An 18790-nucleotide genomic window follows, 5' to 3' on the forward strand; every position below is an offset into this window, starting at 1 on the left:
ACTGCGGACCGACAGCTCCGGGCTAGCGGCGGGGGTGATTCTGGTGTGTCTCGGCGTGGCGGCCCCGGCGTGTCCTTGAGGCAGCATCGCCAGCCGTGGTTGAGTCGGTCGATGCGCTCGACCAACAACGCCCCAGCAGTCCATCCGAGCCTGGCCGCACTACTGATTGCGGGGGTATTCGCACTGGTGGCGTGCGGCAGCTCACCGACCGGGGCACCGAGCAGCACCCAGGCAACCGCGACCCCGCCCCCGGCCGCGACCACTGCGGTGGACTGCACCAAAGCTGACGGTGACGTGGAGTCGCTGATCTGCAAGAACCCCGAACTGGTGACGCTCGATCAGCAGCTGGCGGCGGAGTTTGCGCACGCCGTCGACGAGCCCGGAGCGAATCGGGCCGCGCTGCAAGCGGCGCAGGGCAGCTGGAAGACCGGGCGCGACGACTGCTGGAAGGCCGATGATGTGCACCAGTGCGTGCTGGATGCCTACCGCACGAAGCTGGTCGAACTGAAAATCGACGATCCCGACACCGTGACACCGGAAACGGTGACCTATCAATGCCCCGATCCGGCCAAACCGTTGACGGCGCGGTTCTACAACCAGTTCGATCCGCCCACCGCCGTGCTCACGTGGGGCTCCGAATCGGCAGTGCTCTTCGCCGAACAGACCGGCAGCGGCGCCCGCTATGGACGCGACGGCGTCGACTACTGGGAGCACCAGGGCGAGGTCACCGTCGACTTCCACGGGGACAAATTCGTCTGCACAGTGCCGTGACTGCACTGCCCTAGCTGCTGTCGAGGCCCCGTAGCCGGCCCGCCAGGTAGCGCCGCACAGCATCGTCGTCGGTGAGCTCCATGGCCTGTTCGTACGCCGTTGCGGCACCTCGCCGATCGCCGAGTGCTACCAGGAGATGCGCGCGGGTGGTCCAGGCCGGTTGAAATTCGTCGATCCCGACGATGGCATCCAGCGCAGCCAAACCCGCTGCGGCGCCGTCGATTTCGGCCACAACCGCAGACAGCGCCACCTGGGCACCCAAGGACGGACTGATCCGGATCAACGCCAGGTAGAGCCGTCGCACGGCCACATAGTCCACCGGTCTGGCGCAGTGCGCGGCCTGGATCGCCGCCTCGTACTGAAAGCGCCAGGGTCGACCACAGGCGTGCGCCCGCCCCAGCAGCTGCCCCCCTCGATTGATGAGCCCACGATCCCAGTCCGATGGGTCCTGATCGTCGAGGGGAATGAACACCCCGTCGCGGCGACACGCTGGCCGTCGGGCCTGCCCCAGACACACCAGCGCGGCCAGGCCGAGTACCTCTGGTTCGTCAGGCAGCAGATCGGCCAAGACCGTCGCCAGATGCAATGCCTCCCCCGCGAGAGTGTCCCTGCCCGCGTCCTGCCCGTCGATGGCGTATGCCCCGTAGACCGCCTCGAGGACGGCCGGCAGTCGGTCCCGCAGCACTGCCGCATCGGGTATGACGAACGGGATCTTGGCGACCTTGATACGGCGTTTGGCGCGGACCAACCGTTGCGCCATTGTGGTCGGGGGAACCGCGAATGCTGCGGCGATGGCGGCCGCGTCGATCCCGAGGACCGTCTGCAGCATCAGCGGGGTCCGGATCTCCATGCCGATCGCGGGATGTGTGCACACCAACATCAGCTCGAGCCGGCGATCGGGCAGGACCCCGGCATCAGCCGTCGAGTCGACCGAGTTGACCGCCCAGTCGTCGTCCTCGGGCAGCGGACCGGTCATCCGGTAGGCATGAGATTTCCACAGATCTCGCAACCGATTACGCGCCACGGTCAGCACCCAGCCCTCCGGATTGGCCGGCACGCCGTTGTCCCGCCAGACCGTCAACGCGCGTTCCCACGCGTCGGCCAGCGCGTCCTCGGCGGCCGGGATATCGCCGGTCCTGGCGGCCAGCAGGGCGAGCAGCCGGCCGTGGGAACGGCCGGCCCATTCGGCTACCTGCGCCTCAGGGTTGATACCAGCCCTGGCCTTTGGCGTAGGTGACGGCGACGGGCCGGATCTCGATCGAGCCCCACGCCGCGGCCGGGCACTTCGCCGCCCACTCCAGTGCGGCATCCAGATCGGGTACCTCGATGACGAAGATGCCGCCGAGGCGCTCCTTGGTATCGGCGAAGGGCCCGTCCTGGATCTCGGGGGCACCGGATCGCGCGCTGTAGGTGGTCGATACCGTCGCCGACTGCAGCACCTGGGTGCCGATCAACACCCCGGCGGCATCCAGATCGTCGGCGTACTTCGCGAAGGCGTCCCGGGCCGGGGCCATATCCTCGTCGGACAGGCCGGCGTCCGGGCCTTCCTGATACTGCATGAGCAGGCAGTACTGCATGGTGGTGTCCTCCCTGAGCTAGATGGTGTCACCGCTATGACGATCGGGGACCCGCTCGATCGACACCGACACCGACACCGGCTCGGATCTCGATCGACGCCACGCATCAGCGCTGAACACCGCGAGGGCGACCCAGATCAATCCGAACCCGATCCACCGGCCCGGCGGCATCGGCTCGTGGCCGACGAACACACCCCACGCCATCTGCAGACCTGGGTTCAGGTAGAACAACAGACCCATGGTGACCAGGGGCAGCCGCTGCGCACCGGCGGCGAAGAGCAGCAGTGGGATGGCCGTGATCGGTCCAGCCAACACCAGCAGGACGCTGTGGCTGGTACCGAAGTTGAGGAAATGTCCCTGCCCGAGGACCTGGAGTGTGATCAGGTAACCCGCCGCCAGCGGTAGCGCCAGAAACGTCTCGACGGCGACGCTGACGCGGGGATCCGCCACCACCACCTTCTTCACCAGTCCGTACACCGCAAACGACGCGGCGAGACCGATCGCGAGATAGGGCGGTGCACCCACCTCTGCGGTCAGAACCACCACCGCAACAACGGCGAGCGCCACCGCCACCATTTGCCAGCGCCCGATGCGTTCTCGGAAGATCAGCACCCCGAGCGCGACGGTGACCAGCGGGTTGATGAAGTAACCCAATGCGGCGTCGACGACGTGCCCGTGGGTCGCGGCGAATATGTAGATACCCCAGTTGATCGAGATCAGCACCGATGCCGCCACCAGCAGCAACCAGGTCCGTCCGGACAGCCGCCGCAGGTCGCCGAACCGGCGCGCCGCCAGCAGCACGATGGCAAGGCTCAGCGCGCTCCACACGATGCGATGGGCCAGCACTTCCATCGAGCCTGCCGGGAGCAGGAGTGGAAAGAACCCTGGACACAGACCCCACCAGACAAACGCACCGACGCCGAACAGCACGCCCGAGCGGCGGGTTTTCTCAGTATCGGTTCGATCAGACGGGCCGCTGCTCACTCGTGCTTGCGCAGAACGTCGAGAGCATGCTGCAGATCCGCCGGGTAGGCGCTGGTGAACTCAACTGCCCGACCGTCGCCGGGATGAGCGAAGGACAGCGATCGCGCGTGTAACCATTGCCGTTCCAGCCCAAGCTTTTTCGCCAGCGTCGGGTCGGCGCCGTAGGTCAAATCGCCGCAGCACGGGTGGTGAGTGGCGGAGAAATGCACCCGAATCTGGTGGGTGCGGCCGGTTTCCAGGTGTACATCGAGCAGGCTGGCGGCGGTGAACGCCTCGACCGTGTCGTAGTGGGTGACGCTGGCTCGGCCGCCCTCGGTCACCGCGAATTTCCAGTCGTTGCTGCGGTGGCGGCCGATCGGTGCGTCGATGGTGCCGCTGGACGGATCCGGGTGCCCCTGCACCAGTGCGTGATACCGCTTGTCGACAGTGCGTTCCTTGAAGGCGCGCTTGAGCAGGGTGTACGCCCGTTCGGAGATGGCCACCACCATCACCCCGGAGGTGCCGACATCGAGCCGCTGCACGATGCCCTGCCGCTCGTGCACGCCCGAGGTGGTGATCCGGATACCGGCCGCGGCCAGCCCACCCAGCACGGTCGGTCCGGTCCAGCCCACCGAAGCGTGCGCGGCGACACCGGCGGGTTTGTCGACGACGACGATGTCATCGTCGGCGTAGAGGATCGTCATACCTTCGATCAGTTCGGGCGTGTTCTCCACCGGCGCGGGGGGTTCGGGCAACCGCACCTCCAGCCACGCACCGGCGGCCAGCCGGTCGGACTTACCCGCAGGCACGCCGTCCAGATCGACGCCGCCTTCTTCGGCCAGCGTCGCGGCTGCGGTCCTCGACAGGCCAAGCAGCCGGGCCAGCCCAGCGTCGACCCGCATTCCGGCCAGCCCCTCTGGCACCGTCATCGAGCGCTCGGCCATCAGTCCGACTCAGCAGATACGGGCGGTTCGGGCTGCGCGCTGCGGCGGCCCACGGCGTCGAAATCAAAACCGAACAGCGACAGCGCCACCAGCAAAATGGCCCCGCCGACCACGGCGGGATCGGCGACGTTGAACACCGGCCACCAGCCGACCGAGAAGAAGTCGACGACATGGCCACGCAGTGGGCCCGGCGAGCGGAAGAAGCGGTCGACCAGGTTGCCAAGTGCGCCGCCGAGGATCATTCCCAAACCAAGCGCCCACCACGGGGACACCAGCCTGCGGCCCATCCAGATGATGCCGATCACGACGCCGGTCGCGACCAGCGTCAACACCCACGTGTAGCCGGTGGCCATCGAGAACGCGGCACCGGAGTTTCGGACCAGCGTCCAGGTCACGGTGTCGCCGATGATCGACACCGGTTGTCCTGGTGTCAGCCACCTCACCGCGAGCACCTTGGTGACCACGTCGAGGGCCAGCACCACCGCAGCGATCGACAACAGCAATCGCAGTCGGATTCTTGGTCGGACCTCGGCCGCGGGGGCCACCTCGTCGCTAGGGCTTGGCACGATTTCCGGCGCATCTGTGGCCTCGGTCACCGGCTCGGCCGAACCGGTTGTTTCGTCAGTCACTGCTCCATCATCCCCTAGTCACCAAGTGTCTTGTTCTCAGGCATGATCAGGCCCATGAGCCGTGTCGTCGTGATCGCCACCGGCGGGACCATCGCCACGCGCTCGGATGCCGACGGGGTGAAGCGGCCCAGTCAGAGCGGCGCCCAGCTGGTCTGTGATGCAGACGCCGGCGTCGACGTCGAGGTGATCGAGTTGATGGCGGTCGACAGCTCGCACCTGGTCCCCGCCGACTGGGACCGCATCGCGGCTGCGGTCGCCAGCGCTGCGGCGTCCCCCGACGTCGACGGGATCGTCGTCACCCATGGCACCGACACCATGGAAGAGACCGCGCTGTGGCTCGACCTGACCTACGTCGGAGCGCCGCCGGTGGTCCTCACCGGCGCCCAGCGCAGCGCGGACGCCGTCGATGCGGACGGCCCGGCCAACCTGCGCGACGCGCTCGCCCTCGCGGCCGACCCGGCGGTCCGCGACCTGGGCGTCCTGGTCTGTTTCGCCGGCCGGGTGCTGGCACCCCGAGGGTTACACAAGGTGGCCACCGAGGATCTGTCCGGTTTCGCCGGGACCACCATCGGCACCATCACCGACGGGCGGTTTGTCGCGACGGCGGCCAAGACTCGACCGACGCTCGGCGCGCTTTCCGCCGCCACCGCACCGCGCGTCGATATCGTCACCGTCTACGCGGGTAGCGATGCGGTGGCGATGGATGCCTATGTCGAAGCGGGGACCAAGGCCATCGTCTTGGAAGCGCTCGGATCCGGTAACGCCGGTAGCGCTGTCATCGACGGGGTGCGCAGACACTGCCGGAACGGGATCGTCGTCGCAGTGTCGACGCGGGTGCCCGGCGGTCAGGTCGGCGCGACGTACGGACCCGGCCGGGCCATGGTCGATGCCGGCGCGATCGTGGTGCCGCGGTTGCGACCGCCACAGGCGCGGGTGCTGTTGATGGCCGCCTTGGCCGCCGAACTATCCGCCGGCGATATTTTCGCCCGACTCGGCTGACGGTTCGAGGTCCGCGACGAATTCCGGCCAGTCCAGGCTGTCGACCGGATTCGCCCGGGTAACCGCGGCCTCGTCGACCGGGAAGGTGCGGGTGAGGCCGGGACCCGAACCGCGTGTTTCGAAGCGCACCGTCATCACGCCGTGGCCGGCACCCTGGACCCAGCCGTGCCCGAGTTCGGGATGCGACACGTCATCGCCGATGCGCCAACCACCGGCCTCCGGCACTGCCACCGCGACGGGCGCCCTGGCATCGCCGAGCTCAACCTGACCCTGATCCAGGTCGGGGAACAACGATTCCTGACGCACATCGGAGAGCCCGGAGAACCCGACCCCGAGTAGTCGGATCGGCCCGACCTCGACGGGATCGAGCAACAGGCGGCGGGCCGTCGCAATCAGGGTGGCGGCCTCCGCAGTCGCGTACGGCAGGGTGGCTGAGCGGGTCAGCGTCGTCATATCGGCCTTCTTCAGCTTGACGGTCACCGTCCTGGCACCGCGACCGTCGCGTTCGAGGCGTTGATGGGCGTGCTCGGCGATCGGCCCTGCGGCGTCGTGCAGTTGACCCAGCGTGGTCAGGTCGGCGGCGAAGGTCGATTCCGCACTGATCTGTTTGGCCTCCGCCCGCTCGGCGACCGGCCGATCATCGATCCCTCGGGCCAACCGGTGCAGCGCAGGCCCGACGGTGGCGCCCAGGATGCTCGCCACCTCGGTGTCAGACAGTGCGGCGAACTGACCGACGGTCTCGATCCCGAGACGGTGCAGTTTCTCCTCGGCGACGGGACCGATCCCCCACAGCCGCCGCACCGGAAGCCCGTCAAGCAGGATTCGCTCCTCGGACCGCGAAACCACCCGTACCCCATCGGGTTTTGCCAGTCCGGAGGCGATCTTCGCGATCTGTTTACCCGATCCGGCGCCCACCGAGGCGATCAGCCCGGTCTCCTCCCGCACTCGGCCCCGCAGGTGCTCGCAGAATGCGATGACCTCAATGGCCGACGCACCGGCCAGTTCGACGGGTTCACCGAACGCCTCGTCGAATGACAATTGCTCCAAGATCGGAACGATCCCGCGGACCGTCTCGAACACCCGCCGGCTGGCCAGTCCGTAGACCACTCCCCGCGGTGGGAGCACCACCGCGGCGGCACCAACCATCCGGCGGGCCTGATGCATCGGCATCGCCGACCGGGCTCCGTACGGGCGCGCCTCATAGCTGGCGCCGGCGACCACACCGCGGCCACCCAGACCACCCACCAGCACCGGACGGCCGCGCAGTGTCGGGCGGGTCAGCTGCTCGACCGAGGCGAAGAAGGCGTCCATATCGAGGTGCAGGACCCACCGACCCGTCTGCGCGGGCGCGACGAGAGGGGATTGCGCGGCGTCCACAGTTCCCGATGCTAGGTCTTATTGCCAGGCTAGCCTGACTGCCATGCCAGCTCAGGCCCGCGACGTGCAGATCCGGGACGAATCGATTCGACTCGGACAATTCCTCAAGCTCGCCGATCTGATCGACAGCGGATCAGATGCCAAGGCGGCCATCGCCGACGGCCTCGTGGAAGTCAACGGTGTCGTCGAGACGCGGCGCGGCCGTCAGCTGCGCCCCGGGGACACCGTGTCGATCGGTCCGAACGCGGCACGGGTCACAGGTGGCTGAATTCGGTCCTTGGGTTCAGCATTTCGAGCACAACCGGCGCCACCACCAGCGGGTCGACGCCGCGATCGATTTCGACGCGTCCCTGGCCCTGCGCGATGACGAAGCGGTGAACCACCTGGTTGCCTCGATACAGCGGTACCAGCTCGGCGAAAGTGGTGACGGCGCTCAACTGCTGGCCAAGGCCAAGCGCGCGGGGGATGTCGAATACCTTTGTGCAGCAGAGCTTTTTGTCGCCGAGGAGCAGCAGCACGCGGCTTTGTTGCTGAATGTGCTGCGGTATTTCGGCGCCGAGCCGATGCCACGGCACTGGTCGGACACCGTCTTCGTGCGGATCCGGCGGGCCCTTGGGCTGCGGACGGAGTTGATGGTGCTGACCGTCGCCGAAGTCATCGCACTGAGCTACTACGGCGCACTTGCGGCGGGGGCTCCGGACGCGGTGGTGCGCGCCGTGGCCGCACGCATCGTCGACGACGAGGTGGCGCACGTCCAGTTCCAGGAGCAGCGCCTGCGGGCCGGGTTCCTACGCTCCCCGCTGCCGCTACGACTGCTCGCCCATGCACTGTGGTGGGTGATCCTGATCGGTACCACCGTGGTCGTGTCGATCGACCACGGCGGCGCCCTACGGGTATCGGGTTGTCGGCGAACCGTATTCGTGCGGAGGGTGATCGCGGATTTCGCCGGTGTGCAGGGGCGGGTGCTGATCAGGCCTTGGCAATCGCCACCTTGACGCCGTCCCCGATATCCACCCCCGCCGCCAACGCATCTCCGTCGACGAAATCGAAGCTCGTCGCCAGGATCTCCCCCGCGATCAGCTCACGATGAGTCTGCGCCCACTGGGCTTTTTCGGCGGGTACCGCGATCGCCACGGTGATCCGGTCGGACACCTCAAGGCCACTGGACTTTCGTAGATCCTGCAGTTCACGGATCCGGTCTTTGGCCCAGCCCTCGGCCTCCAACTCCGGGGTGACCGCACCGTCGAGCACCACCAGACCGGCGCCGTCGGGCAGCGCCGCGGTGAAATCCGGTTCTGCGGCAACCAGTTTGGAGCTGAACTCCGCAGGAAGCAGGGTGGCCGGGCCGGCGGTCAGCGTGCCGTCGGCATTGAGCACACCCTCGCCGGCCTTGACCGCCTTGATCGCGGCCTGCACATCCTTACCGATCCGTGGGCCGGCCACCCGCGCGTTGACGGTCAACTCGAATCGCCCATAGGAGGCGATATCATCAGTCAGGTCAACGGCTTTCACGTTGAGCTCGTCGGCGATCAGATCGGTGAACGGCACCAGGCGTTGCGGCGCATCGACCGCGACCGTCAGTTTCGGCAGCGGCAGCCGCACCCGCAACTTCTTGGCCTTACGCAGCGACGAGCCAACCGAGCAGACTTCCCGGACCTGGTCCATGGCCGCGACCAGATCGGGGTCATACGGCAGATCCGCGGCCGGCCAGTCGGTCAGGTGCACCGACCGGCCACCGGTGATACCGCGCCAGATCACCTCGGCGGCCAACGGTAACAACGGGGCAGCCAACCGAGCTGTCACCTCGAGCACCGTGTGCAGCGTGTCGATGGCATCGGGATCCTCATCCCAGAACCGGCTGCGGGACCGCCGGACATACCAGTTCGTCAGTGCCTCGGTGAACTGGCGCAGCTGCTCGCAGGCACCGGAGATATCGCAGACGTCCATGGCGACGGTGAGATCGTCGCGCAGCACCGCCAGCTTGGCCAGGATGTAGCGGTCCAGCACATGCGGTGAATCTGTGCGCCAGGTACCGACTCTCGGTGCATACAGGGTGAGGAAGCTGTAGGCGTTCCACAACGGCAGCAGCACCTGACGGACACCCTCGCGGATGCCCTGCTCGGTGACCACCAGGTTGCCGCCCCGAAGGATCGGCGAGGCCATCAGGAACCACCGCATGGCATCCGAGCCGTCGCGGTCGAACACCTCGCTCACATCGGGATAGTTGCGCAGCGACTTGCTCATCTTCTGACCGTCGTTGCCCAGCACGATGCCGTGCGCGACGCAGCTTCGAAACGCCGGCTTGTCGAACAACGCGGTCGACAGGACATGCAATGTGTAGAACCAGCCGCGGGTCTGCCCGATGTACTCGACGATGAAATCGCCGGGGAAGTGCGGTTCCTCGGTGCCCGCCGCCCCCAAGAACCAGTCCGCATTCTCGAACGGGTAATGCACCTGCGCGAACGGCATCGACCCTGAGTCGAACCAGACATCGAGCACATCCTCGATGCGTCGCATCGTCGAATTGCCGGTCGGGTCATCGGGATTCGGCCGAGTCAGGTCGTCGATGAAGGGTCGGTGCAGATTGTCCGGCCGCACCCCGAAATCGCGTTCCAGCTCGTCGAGGCTGCCGTAGACGTCGATGCGCGGATATGCCGGATCATCGGATTTCCACACTGGAATTGGGCTGCCCCAGTAACGGTTTCGCGAGATCGACCAGTCCCGCGCGCCCTGGAGCCACTTGCCGAACTGGCCGTCCTTGACATGCTCGGGGTACCAGGTGATCTGCTGGTTGAGTTCGACCATCCGGTCCCGGAATTCGGTCACCTTGATGAACCACGATGACACGGCGCGGTAGATCAGTGGGTTACGGCAACGCCAGCAGTGCGGATAGGAGTGCTGGTAGGTCTCGTGCCGAAGCAGGATGGCGCCACCTGCTTGTGCGGGCCCGGTGCGATTCTTGAGGTCCCGGATGATCTGCGGGTTGGCGTCGAACACATGCTGGCCCGCGTAGTCGGGCACCGTCGCGTCGAACCGGCCTTTGGAGTCCACCGGGGTGACCGCCACGATCCCGACGGTGTCAGTGGTCGCCTTATCGTCCTCGCCGTAGGCGGGCGCCATATGCACGATGCCGGTGCCGTCCTCGGTGGTGACGAAATCAGCGCGCAGCACCTGAAACGCGAACTCAGAATCCAGGAAGTACGGGAAGGGCGGCACATAACGCATGCCGAGGAGTTGTTCGCCGGTATAGGTGTCCAGGACGTCGGGCTGTTCGCCGAGTTCTGCTGCGTAGGCGGTCAGCCTGGCCTCAGCCAGCACATATCGCTCACCGTCGGAACCGCGCACGTGTAGGTAGCTGACGTCGGGGTTGACGGCGATGGCTTGGTTCGATGGCAGGGTCCACGGCGTGGTCGTCCAGATCAGGAAGTGGGCACCGGCCAGCGGCCCTGCTCCCCCGCCTTCGGGGATGGTGAACCCGACGGTGATCGCCGGGTCCTGCCTGCTCTGGTAGACGTCGTCGTCCATTCGCAGTTCGTGACTCGACAGTGGCGTCTCGTCATTCCAGCAGTACGGCAGCACCCGGTAGCCCTCGTAGGCCAGGCCCTTGTCCCACAGCTGTTTGAAGGCCCAGATCACCGACTCCATAAACGATGGGTCCAGGGTCTTGTAGTCGTTGTCGAAGTCCACCCACCGCGCCTGGCGCGTGACATAGGCACGCCATTCGTCGGTGTACTTCAGGACCGACGCCCGGCAGGCATCGTTGAATTTCTCGATACCCATCTCTTCGATCTGAGACTTGTCGGTGATCGAGAGTTGGCGTTGCACTTCGAGCTCGGCAGGCAGGCCGTGGGTGTCCCAGCCGAATCGGCGCTCGACCTTATAGCCGCGCATGGTGCGGTACCGCGGAACAATGTCTTTGACGTAGCCGGTCAGCAGATGGCCGTAATGCGGTAGGCCGTTGGCGAAGGGCGGGCCGTCGTAGAACACGTACTCCGGCGCGGTGTCACGACGGGCGATGCTGGCCCGAAAGGTGTCGTCGGACTCCCAATACCCGAGGACGTCGACTTCCAGTGCCGGGAAATCGGGCGCCCCTGCGGCCAGCTTGGGATAAGCGTTCTCAGTCACTGCGGTCCGTCGTCTCCTGTGCCCAACTGCCTGGCACGGGGACGACGACGCGCTGGTGCGCGAGCGCCGCGGTACCACCCCGCTTGCACACGCACAGGCGTGGCCGCTCAAATCGAGGCTGTGACGGGCCCACCCGTTCGGTTCTACTTGGCCAGATCAGCTGGGCCGTTCTTCCGAAGGCTCCCCGGTGATGGCCGGATCGACGCCGCTCGGCTGAAAGTCTACCGAGCAACGCAAATCAGTCGGCTCAGTGGCCGAAGGCTCCAACCGCGATGTCGACGTCGGTGTTGCCCAGCAACCCCGGCGTGGCTTCGGAGGTCAGCTCGATGAGCGCAAACGGGAACTGTTCGGTGAGTTCCTCCACCGTGTATGGCGCGAACTGCCTGCTGTCGTAACGCCAATCCAGATGCAACAGGCCGCCGTCGCGGTAGACGCGGATCTCCAGGGCGTGATCGAAGTTGGCCAGCTCCGGTGCCGAGCCGCGGTACGAGATGAGCACTTCCGCAGGTAACTCCAGATCGCGGCGCGAAGCGGCGCCCAATTCGCGGTGGATGGACACCAACATCTCACTGGCGCTGGTGTGCTCCGGCGCAGCGCAGCACAGCGCGAATGAGGACGGTACATGCTCGCCGTCGGTGAAATCCACCGCGACATAACCCTCTCCGATCGTGCGGGCGATCGTGCGTCCGAGCGCCGCAAGCACGATTTCCTCGGTCGGAATACCCAAGATTCGCTGTGTTTCGTCGAGCTCGTCAGTTAACACATCCGACAGCGGTGCAGAGAACTTGGCAAGGTCACCTGGACGGGGTCGACCGGCAATGTCGTAGTCGGTAATCCGCAGGGTCTTGGCGGGTGGTTGTGCGACATGAGAAGCAGCCATGACCATCAAGCTACACACCGTGTCCCAGAAATGGGAGAGCACTGCCAAAACCGTGACGACGGTGTCAATACAACGACGGATGTCACAACTCTGGCTAGCCCTGCCCAATGGCGAGATGTCCGGTTATGGTGGAGATGTGCCCCGGACAGATGAAAACGGTAGGCAGCTCAAGGCGCTGCTGGACTACCTCCTCGACGGTGACCTGGAAGCCAAAGAGATTTATGACGCTCTAGGCACCTCAAGCAGCACCTATTACCGGCGGATCAAGGAGACGGACTACCCCAACGCCGAGGAATTGCGTCGCGTCGCGGACAGATTCGCCCTCAGTTATCCCGACCTGCAAATCCGTTTTGGACTGATGAGTCGGCAGGAAGTGTGGAGCTACATCGAGTCCGCACCAGTCACTGTGGCAACTATTAACGAAACCGTAAATAAAATTGCGACATCGCGTCCGCAAAAGCTTTCTGAAATGGCGCCGCGCCAAGACGTACCGCCACTTTAAGCTATACAATTCGCTCGTCCTTATTCACGCTCAAAGGCGTTCCCTGTGGCTATAGCAACGCTCATCGCGATCACCGTCGCGTGTATCGCGTGGAGCCTCTGGATCCGTCGCGTGACGTGGTCGTGCCGCTGGGAAGTTGCTGCCACCCTCAATATCGCGTTACAGGGTGCTGCCGTTCTGTTGATGTCGCCCTTTGCCTCGGAGACGCTCGGGCACTGGCTCTACGCCTTGACCGGGATGTGGAACCTCGAGGATTACCTCGGCCATGACTGCTACATCGTGGCCGCGTCGGCGATCGTCTACAACGCGCTCGGTCGACTGCAGGACGAGCACGCGCTACATGCCACCTTCAAGCAGTACGTGGAGCGCCCGGCCACCATCTGCATACCGCTGCTGCTGGTGACGTTCTCCCTGGGCAACGGGGCGACGATCTACCGCCCCGACTTCTTTACCGTCCCCACCGACTTCTGGTTGGCCACGTACTGGTTGTTCCTCTGCGGAACGCTGATCTATCTGCTGGGCTACGGTTTCCGGGCGCTTCTTGTCCTGCGTCGGGACCCGCGGTCGCGGATGATCGCCAACGTCTACCTCGTCGCATCGGCCAGTGGAATCGCGGCGTGCATCATCCGAATCACCACCGCCTTCGTGCACCCGATCCAGGCGCTGGAGGGTGGCCGGCTGGTCTGGTTCTTCGCCTGTGTCTGCGGGGCGGTGTTTGCCCTGGCCGCCGCACACTCCTGGCGGGTGAAAACCAAATGGTTCTCCAAGGCCGACCACTGACGGACGCCGTCTCGGCGCACCCGCGACAGAACGGCTGACACGCCGTTTTGCTGGCATCCGGCCGGCACTGGCACGGCCTCTATGATGGTGAAAGCAGCTATCAGTTCTGGGCTGCCCGCCTAAAGTAAAAACCCAGCTCAACATGGTTGAATCGCACATCCAGCCATGGCGGGGGCGGGCACGTATAGACGACGAAATCGACGTCGGGGGCGGCAAGTACAGGCACAAACAGGCACGGAAGAGCGCGGACAGGTCAGCGAGGACAACGAGGTGTCAGGGCGTACGGACACAGTCGACCGACCCGTGTCGGGGCGTCCGGAGGTAGCTGACGAAGTCGAAGGTGGCCGCACCTTCCGAATTCTCGGCAATGTCGTGGTGCGGTGGCCGTGGTTGGTCGTGGTCTGCTGGCTGGTACTGGCCGCCGGTCTACCTGCGCTGTTCCCGTCGCTGAATCAGTTGGCCCAGGAAAAGCCGGTGGAGATTCTGCCTGCCAGCTCCCCCGGTGCGATCACCACCAAAGAGATGACCAAGGCGTTCCAGGAGTCGGGGTCGGAAAACACTCTGCTGATCGTGCTGTCCAACGAAAACGGGCTGCAGCCGGTGGACGAACGCATCTACAGCTCGATTGCCGACAAGCTGCGCCAGGACACCAAAGACGTCGTGATGACGCAGGACTTCGTCAGCACCCCGCCGCTGCGTGAAGTCATGGTCAGTGGCGACGGCAAGGCCTGGATCATGCTGGTCGGACTGACCGGCGGTCTCGGCTCACCACAGTCCTACGACGCCTATAACCACGTCGCCGAAATCGTCAAACAGACCGTCGAGGGCACCTCGGTGACGGCCAATCTGACCGGACCGGCCGCCACCGTCGCCGACATGATCGACGTCGGCGAGCAGGACCGGATCCACATCGAGATCGCCACGGCGTTCATGCTGCTGGCGATTCTGCTGATCATCTATCGCAACCCGATCACCATGATGCTGCCCCTGATCACCATCGGGGTCTCGCTGGTGACCGCACAGGGCGTCGTCGCCGGCATGGGGGTGATGGGACTCGGCATCTCCAACCAGACAGTGGTGTTCCTGACCGCGATGATGGCCGGTGCCGGCACCGACTATGCCGTCTTCCTGGTCAGTCGATATCACGACTATCTGCGACAAGGTGCCGCCTCCGATATGGCGGTCAAGCTGGCACTTGGCTCGATCGGCAAGGTGATCGTCGCCTCTGCGGCGACCGTGGCGGTGACCTTCCTCGGGATGGTCTTCACCAAGTTGGCCCTGTTCTCGACGATCGGGATCGCCCTGGCCGTCTCGATCGGCGTCTGTTTCCTGGCCGCGGTGACCTTGCTGCCCGCAATCCTCGTGCTCACCGGTCGCCGCGGCTGGATCAAACCACGACGGGAACTCACCACGCGGTTCTGGCGGCGCTCCGGAATCCGGATCGTCCGCAGGCCCAAGATCCACCTGATCGCAAGTCTGATCATCCTGGCGATCCTGGCCAGCTGCGCCAGCCTGGTCCGTTACAACTACGACGATCGCAAGGCCTTACCGGCGGGGACCGAAAGCACCCTGGGATACGAGGCGATCGGCCGCCACTTCTCGGTGAACTCGACCATTCCGCAATACCTGTTCATCGAATCCCCCCACGACCTGCGCACCCCGAAAGCGCTCGCGGACCTCGAACAGATGGCGCAGCGGGTCAGTCAGGTGCCAGGTATCGACCTGGTCCGCGGTATCACCAGGCCGACCGGCGAATCACTGGAACAGGCCCGGCTGTCGTATCAGGCCGGCGAAGTCGGTACCAGGCTCCAAGACGCGTCCCAGCAGATCGCCGATCACTCCGGCGACCTGACCCAGCTGACCGACGGCGCCCACCTGTTGGCCTCCAGTCTTGGCGAGGTGCGCACCCAGGTAACCCAGGGCATTGCCAACGTCCGCGGGCTGGTCGATGCCCTGACGTATATGCAGAAACAGTTCGGCGGACAGAAGACGCTCAAGGATATCGACGCTGCCACCAAGCTCGTCACCGCGATGCGCGGGCTCGGTGACAGCTACGGGGTGAACTTTGCCAACATCACCGACGCGCTGACCTGGGCCGGTCCCGTCGTCGCCGCACTCGACGGCAACCCGATATGTGACAACGACCCGTCCTGCGTCACCACCCGCGACCAGTTGCGCAAGGTGGTCGCCGCCCAGAACGACGGGACCATGGACAAGATTGCCGACCTCGGTAGGCAGCTCCAATCCACGCAGGACACCCAGACACTCAACGACACCGCGGACAAGCTGCGCGTAGCGCTCGACACCGCCACCGGAGCCATGCAGAAGATGGGCCTGGCCGACACCGGCACCGTCCAGTCCAAACTCAGCGAGCTGCAACGCAACGCCGACACACTGGCCTCTGGCAGCCAGCAGCTGGCCGATGGTGTGCAGCTACTGGTCGACCAGACCAGAACGCTGGGCGGCGGGCTGACCGACGCATCGACATTCCTGCTGGGAATGAAGCGCGAGGCCAATACGCAGTCGCAGGCAGGTTTCTACATCCCGCCGGCCATTCTGACCGGCGACGAGTTCAAGAAAGCCGCCGCGATCTTCATCTCCCCCGACGGGCACGCGGCCCGCTATCTGATCCAGACGAAGCTCAACCCGTTCAGCACCGACGCGATGGATCAGGTCAACGCCGTCACCGAAGCAGCCCACAGCGCCCAGCCCAATACCGAGCTCTCCGACGCCAAGATCTCCATGTCGGGCTATCCGGTGACGTTGCGGGACACCCGCGATTACTACAACCGCGATATCCAGTTGATCATCATCCTGACGATCATCGTCGTCTTCCTCATCCTGGTCGCCCTGCTGCGGGCGCTGGTCGCACCGATCTACCTGATCGGCTCGGTGGTGGTGTCGTATCTGTCCGCACTCGGCATCGGTGTGATCGTCTTCCAGCTGATACTGGGCCAGGAATTGCATTGGAGCGTCCCAGGATTGACGTTCATCATCCTGGTCGCGGTGGGCGCCGACTACAACCTGCTGCTGATCTCGCGGATCCGCGACGAGTCTCCGCATGGCGTCCGCGCGGGTGTCATCCGCACAGTGGGCTCCACCGGCGGCGTGATCACGGCGGCGGGCCTGATCTTCGCCGCATCGATGTTCGGGCTGCTGTTCGCCAGTATCAGCACGTTGGTGCAGGCCGGTTTCGTGGTGGGCATCGGAATCCTGTTGGACACGTTCCTGGTCCGCACGATCACTGTCCCGTCGATTGCCGCCATGCTCGGGCAGGCGAACTGGTGGCCATCCAAACCCCTGCCTCCCCCGGCCCGACACCGCCCACCAGACGGGCACGTCGAACCCGAACCTGAGCCGGACCCCGAACCTGAGACCGATCCTGACGCGGCGGCCTCGCCGCAGGACGACACCGAAGTCATCACCGCTGCCACAGGACGACCAAAGCCGGCCCGAAGGTTTCTCGGACCGGCTTGATCGGATAGCTGTCAGTTACGCGTCGATACGCGCGAATTCGTTCTTGCCGTAGATTTCTACGCAGGCCTGCCTGCGGATCTTGCCGCTGGTGGTCGTCGGGATCGAACCGGGCGGAACCAGAACCAGATCCGAGACGCTGACACCGTGCGATTTGGAGATCGCCGACGTGACCTCGCTCTTGACCGACTGAAGTTTGTCGGCCACCTCCTGGTCGGAGTCACCGCGCTTCTTGAGCTCGACGATCGCCACCAGTTTCTCGGTGCGGTCCTCGGTGACCGAGATGGCGGCCACCCGGCCCCTGGTGATCTCGTTGATGGTCGCTTCGATGTCGTCCGGGTAGTGGTTGCGCCCGTAGACGATCAACATGTCCTTGATACGCGCCATGATGAACAGCTCACCCTCGGAGATGAACCCGAGGTCACCGGTGCGCAGCCACGGACCTTCCGACGTTCCCGGCGACGGGTCGACGATCCGGCCACCAAAGGTAGCTTCGGTCTGCTCCGGTTTCTGCCAGTACCCCAGCGCGACGTTCTCGCCTTCGGTCCAGATCTCACCGACCTGACCGGCCGGGCATTCAATCCTGGTCTCGGGATCGACAATCCGCACGGTGGGCCATTCGGGCGTGCCGTAGCTGACCAGCACGGTGCCGCCGTCGGTCGTGCGCTCGGCGTGCCCGGCGGAGAGCTTGTCGGCCTCGAACTGGGCGACCTGCGGCGGCAGCCCCGGTCGCCGGGTCGCGACGTACAGCGTCGCCTCGGCCAGCCCGTAGGACGGCCGCAGCACCTTCTCCTGCAGATTGAAAGGCGCGAACCGCTCGTAGAACGCGGTCAAGGTCGCGGCGTGCACCCGCTCGCTACCGCTGTTGATGGCCAGCACGTCGCCCAGGTCAAGCCCGGTCAGGTCCTCATCTGTCGTCTTGCGCAGCGCCAGCTCGAACGCGAAGTTCGGACCGGCGGTGATCGCCCGCGGAGTCTTGGCGATCAGCTGGATCCAGCGGGCGGGTCGCTGCAGGAACGCCACCGGCGTCATGACGATCGTCTTCCAACCGCCGAGGATCGGAGCGACGACACCGAGCAGCAGGCCCATATCGTGATAGAACGGCAGCCACGTCACCGCGTGGGTGTTCGGCGGGGCGACCTTGCCGTAGTCGGTGAAGAAGTCCGTCATCATCTGCTCGAAATTGATCTGCAGGTTCCGGTAGGTCACCATCACGCCCGCAGGCGAGCGGGTAGAACCCGAGGTGTACTGCAGATACGCAGTGTCGGGCCTGGTGTCAGCGCGTCCTGCGGAACCCTTGCGGGTGTCCAGATCGAGCAGGTCGACCTCGATGATCGTCGGATCGGGTTGACCGGGCTGCGGCTGGCAGTACTCACGCACGATATCGACCACAGCCGACGTCGTGAGAATGATGGTGGGCGCGGTGTCCAGCAGCACCGACTTGACCCGCTCGTCGTGCGCGCCTGCCGACGGCACCGACAGCGGAACGGCGATCAGACCGGCCTGCATGGCGCCGAGGAATCCGACGATGTACTCGAGGCTCTGCGGGGCCAGAATGACCGCACGGTCACCCTTTTTGGCGTGCAGTTTCAGCTCGTTCGCGACGTTGACCGTGCGACGGAACGTCTGTGCCCAGGACAGGGTCTCGAACTTGTTGCCGTCCCAGTCTGCCTCGTAGTCGATGAACGTGAACGCGTCATCGTCGGGTTGCAGGCTGGCGCGTTCGCGCAGCACAGCAAGAAGTGAGGACTCAATCATCGGTTTAACCT

The 18790-nt window shown here is 65.2% G+C and carries 16 protein-coding genes; 7 read left to right on the plus strand and 9 right to left on the minus strand.

The genetic code is table 11. The annotated features are described in order from the left end of the window. The first annotated feature begins 111 nt into the window (after positions 1–111). The gene (locus ADBZ9O_RS20115; RefSeq protein WP_526524698.1) at positions 112–771 is read left to right on the plus strand and encodes an MliC family protein; all 660 of its coding nucleotides are present in this window, start codon (positions 112–114) and stop codon (positions 769–771) included. Positions 772–781: 10 nt separating this feature from the next. On the opposite strand, the gene ADBZ9O_RS20120 is transcribed toward ADBZ9O_RS20115, so the two are convergent. The 5 genes from ADBZ9O_RS20120 to lspA are packed head-to-tail and all read right to left on the minus strand — an operon-like array spanning position 782 to position 4884. Continuing rightward, a complete protein-coding gene (locus ADBZ9O_RS20120; protein WP_526533320.1) occupies positions 782–1930 on the minus strand; it encodes an RNA polymerase sigma factor in 1149 nt (382 codons plus the stop codon). 40 nt (positions 1931–1970) lie between these two features. Next, positions 1971–2348 (minus strand): YciI family protein, encoded by a 378-nt coding sequence (locus ADBZ9O_RS20125; RefSeq protein ID WP_526524699.1) that lies wholly within the window; start codon positions 2346–2348, stop codon positions 1971–1973. 18 nt (positions 2349–2366) lie between these two features. Next, complete coding sequence (rarD, locus tag ADBZ9O_RS20130) at positions 2367–3278, minus strand: EamA family transporter RarD (RefSeq protein WP_526533322.1); 912 nt, start codon at positions 3276–3278, stop codon at positions 2367–2369. Between the two features lie 50 nt (positions 3279–3328). Continuing rightward, the gene (locus tag ADBZ9O_RS20135; protein WP_526524700.1) at positions 3329–4255 is read right to left on the minus strand and encodes an RluA family pseudouridine synthase; all 927 of its coding nucleotides are present in this window, start codon (positions 4253–4255) and stop codon (positions 3329–3331) included. Beyond that, the gene (lspA, locus tag ADBZ9O_RS20140) at positions 4255–4884 is read right to left on the minus strand and encodes a signal peptidase II (RefSeq protein WP_526524701.1); all 630 of its coding nucleotides are present in this window, start codon (positions 4882–4884) and stop codon (positions 4255–4257) included. The genes ADBZ9O_RS20135 and lspA overlap by 1 nt, the downstream gene beginning before the upstream one ends. A 54-nt stretch (positions 4885–4938) precedes the next feature. Between lspA and ADBZ9O_RS20145 the strand changes: the two genes are divergently transcribed. Continuing rightward, a complete protein-coding gene (locus ADBZ9O_RS20145) occupies positions 4939–5883 on the plus strand; it encodes an asparaginase (RefSeq protein WP_526524702.1) in 945 nt (314 codons plus the stop codon). Here the strand turns inward: ADBZ9O_RS20145 and ADBZ9O_RS20150 are convergent. Continuing rightward, positions 5848–7194, minus strand: a complete 1347-nt coding sequence (locus ADBZ9O_RS20150) for a DNA polymerase IV (RefSeq protein WP_526533324.1) — start codon at positions 7192–7194, stop codon at positions 5848–5850. The two genes, ADBZ9O_RS20145 and ADBZ9O_RS20150, sit on opposite strands and share 36 nt — an antisense overlap. Before the next feature lie 109 nt (positions 7195–7303). On the opposite strand from ADBZ9O_RS20150, the gene ADBZ9O_RS20155 reads away from it, so the two are divergent. Together ADBZ9O_RS20155 and ADBZ9O_RS20160 are read left to right on the plus strand one after the other, a co-directional pair. Beyond that, entirely contained in the window at positions 7304–7528 is a 225-nt protein-coding gene (locus tag ADBZ9O_RS20155) for an RNA-binding S4 domain-containing protein (protein WP_526524703.1), read from the plus strand. After that, on the plus strand, positions 7521–8255 hold the full coding sequence (locus tag ADBZ9O_RS20160) for a ferritin-like domain-containing protein (protein ID WP_526524704.1): 735 nt from the start codon (positions 7521–7523) through the stop codon (positions 8253–8255). The genes ADBZ9O_RS20155 and ADBZ9O_RS20160 overlap by 8 nt, the downstream gene beginning before the upstream one ends. Here ADBZ9O_RS20160 and ileS read toward each other — a convergent pair. Together ileS and ADBZ9O_RS20170 are read right to left on the minus strand one after the other, a co-directional pair. After that, positions 8230–11385, minus strand: coding sequence for an isoleucine--tRNA ligase (ileS, locus tag ADBZ9O_RS20165; RefSeq protein ID WP_526524705.1), 3156 nt, complete (start codon positions 11383–11385; stop codon positions 8230–8232). The genes ADBZ9O_RS20160 and ileS overlap by 26 nt on opposite strands. Positions 11386–11632: 247 nt before the next feature. Then, positions 11633–12265 carry a hypothetical protein gene (locus ADBZ9O_RS20170; protein ID WP_526524706.1) on the minus strand — a complete coding sequence of 211 codons (633 nt, stop codon included), beginning with the start codon at positions 12263–12265 and terminating at the stop codon, positions 11633–11635. A gap of 115 nt (positions 12266–12380) precedes the next feature. On the opposite strand from ADBZ9O_RS20170, the gene ADBZ9O_RS20175 reads away from it, so the two are divergent. From ADBZ9O_RS20175 to ADBZ9O_RS20185, 3 genes are all read left to right on the plus strand, one after another. After that, a complete protein-coding gene (locus ADBZ9O_RS20175) occupies positions 12381–12767 on the plus strand; it encodes an XRE family transcriptional regulator (protein ID WP_526533326.1) in 387 nt (128 codons plus the stop codon). 45 nt (positions 12768–12812) lie between these two features. Further along, positions 12813–13547 (plus strand): hypothetical protein, encoded by a 735-nt coding sequence (locus tag ADBZ9O_RS20180; RefSeq protein WP_526524707.1) that lies wholly within the window; start codon positions 12813–12815, stop codon positions 13545–13547. A gap of 303 nt (positions 13548–13850) precedes the next feature. Further along, complete coding sequence (locus ADBZ9O_RS20185; protein ID WP_526524708.1) at positions 13851–17024, plus strand: MMPL/RND family transporter; 3174 nt, start codon at positions 13851–13853, stop codon at positions 17022–17024. A gap of 15 nt (positions 17025–17039) precedes the next feature. Here the strand turns inward: ADBZ9O_RS20185 and ADBZ9O_RS20190 are convergent, their stop codons facing one another. Next, complete coding sequence (locus tag ADBZ9O_RS20190; protein WP_526524709.1) at positions 17040–18779, minus strand: fatty-acid--AMP ligase; 1740 nt, start codon at positions 18777–18779, stop codon at positions 17040–17042. Between the last annotated feature and the right edge of the window lie 11 nt (positions 18780–18790).

This window comes from Mycobacterium sp. (assembly GCF_965229105.1).
In the GTDB taxonomy this organism is placed as follows: Bacteria; Actinomycetota; Actinomycetes; order Mycobacteriales; family Mycobacteriaceae; genus Mycobacterium.

Bases quoted from the DNA above. Each gene is read 5' to 3' on its own strand.
- ADBZ9O_RS20150 (WP_526533324.1), bottom strand. From the start codon at position 7,194: ATGGACGCCTTCTTCGCCTCGGTCGAGCAGCTGACCCGCCCGACACTG.
- ADBZ9O_RS20125 (WP_526524699.1), bottom strand. From the start codon at position 2,348: ATGCAGTACTGCCTGCTCATGCAGTATCAGGAAGGCCCGGACGCCGGC.
- ADBZ9O_RS20145 (WP_526524702.1), top strand. From the start codon at position 4,939: ATGAGCCGTGTCGTCGTGATCGCCACCGGCGGGACCATCGCCACGCGC.
- ADBZ9O_RS20155 (WP_526524703.1), top strand. From the start codon at position 7,304: ATGCCAGCTCAGGCCCGCGACGTGCAGATCCGGGACGAATCGATTCGA.
- ADBZ9O_RS20190 (WP_526524709.1), bottom strand. From the start codon at position 18,779: ATGATTGAGTCCTCACTTCTTGCTGTGCTGCGCGAACGCGCCAGCCTG.
- ADBZ9O_RS20175 (WP_526533326.1), top strand. From the start codon at position 12,381: ATGTCCGGTTATGGTGGAGATGTGCCCCGGACAGATGAAAACGGTAGG.
- ADBZ9O_RS20115 (WP_526524698.1), top strand. From the start codon at position 112: ATGCGCTCGACCAACAACGCCCCAGCAGTCCATCCGAGCCTGGCCGCA.
- ADBZ9O_RS20170 (WP_526524706.1), bottom strand. From the start codon at position 12,265: ATGGCTGCTTCTCATGTCGCACAACCACCCGCCAAGACCCTGCGGATT.
- ADBZ9O_RS20135 (WP_526524700.1), bottom strand. From the start codon at position 4,255: ATGGCCGAGCGCTCGATGACGGTGCCAGAGGGGCTGGCCGGAATGCGG.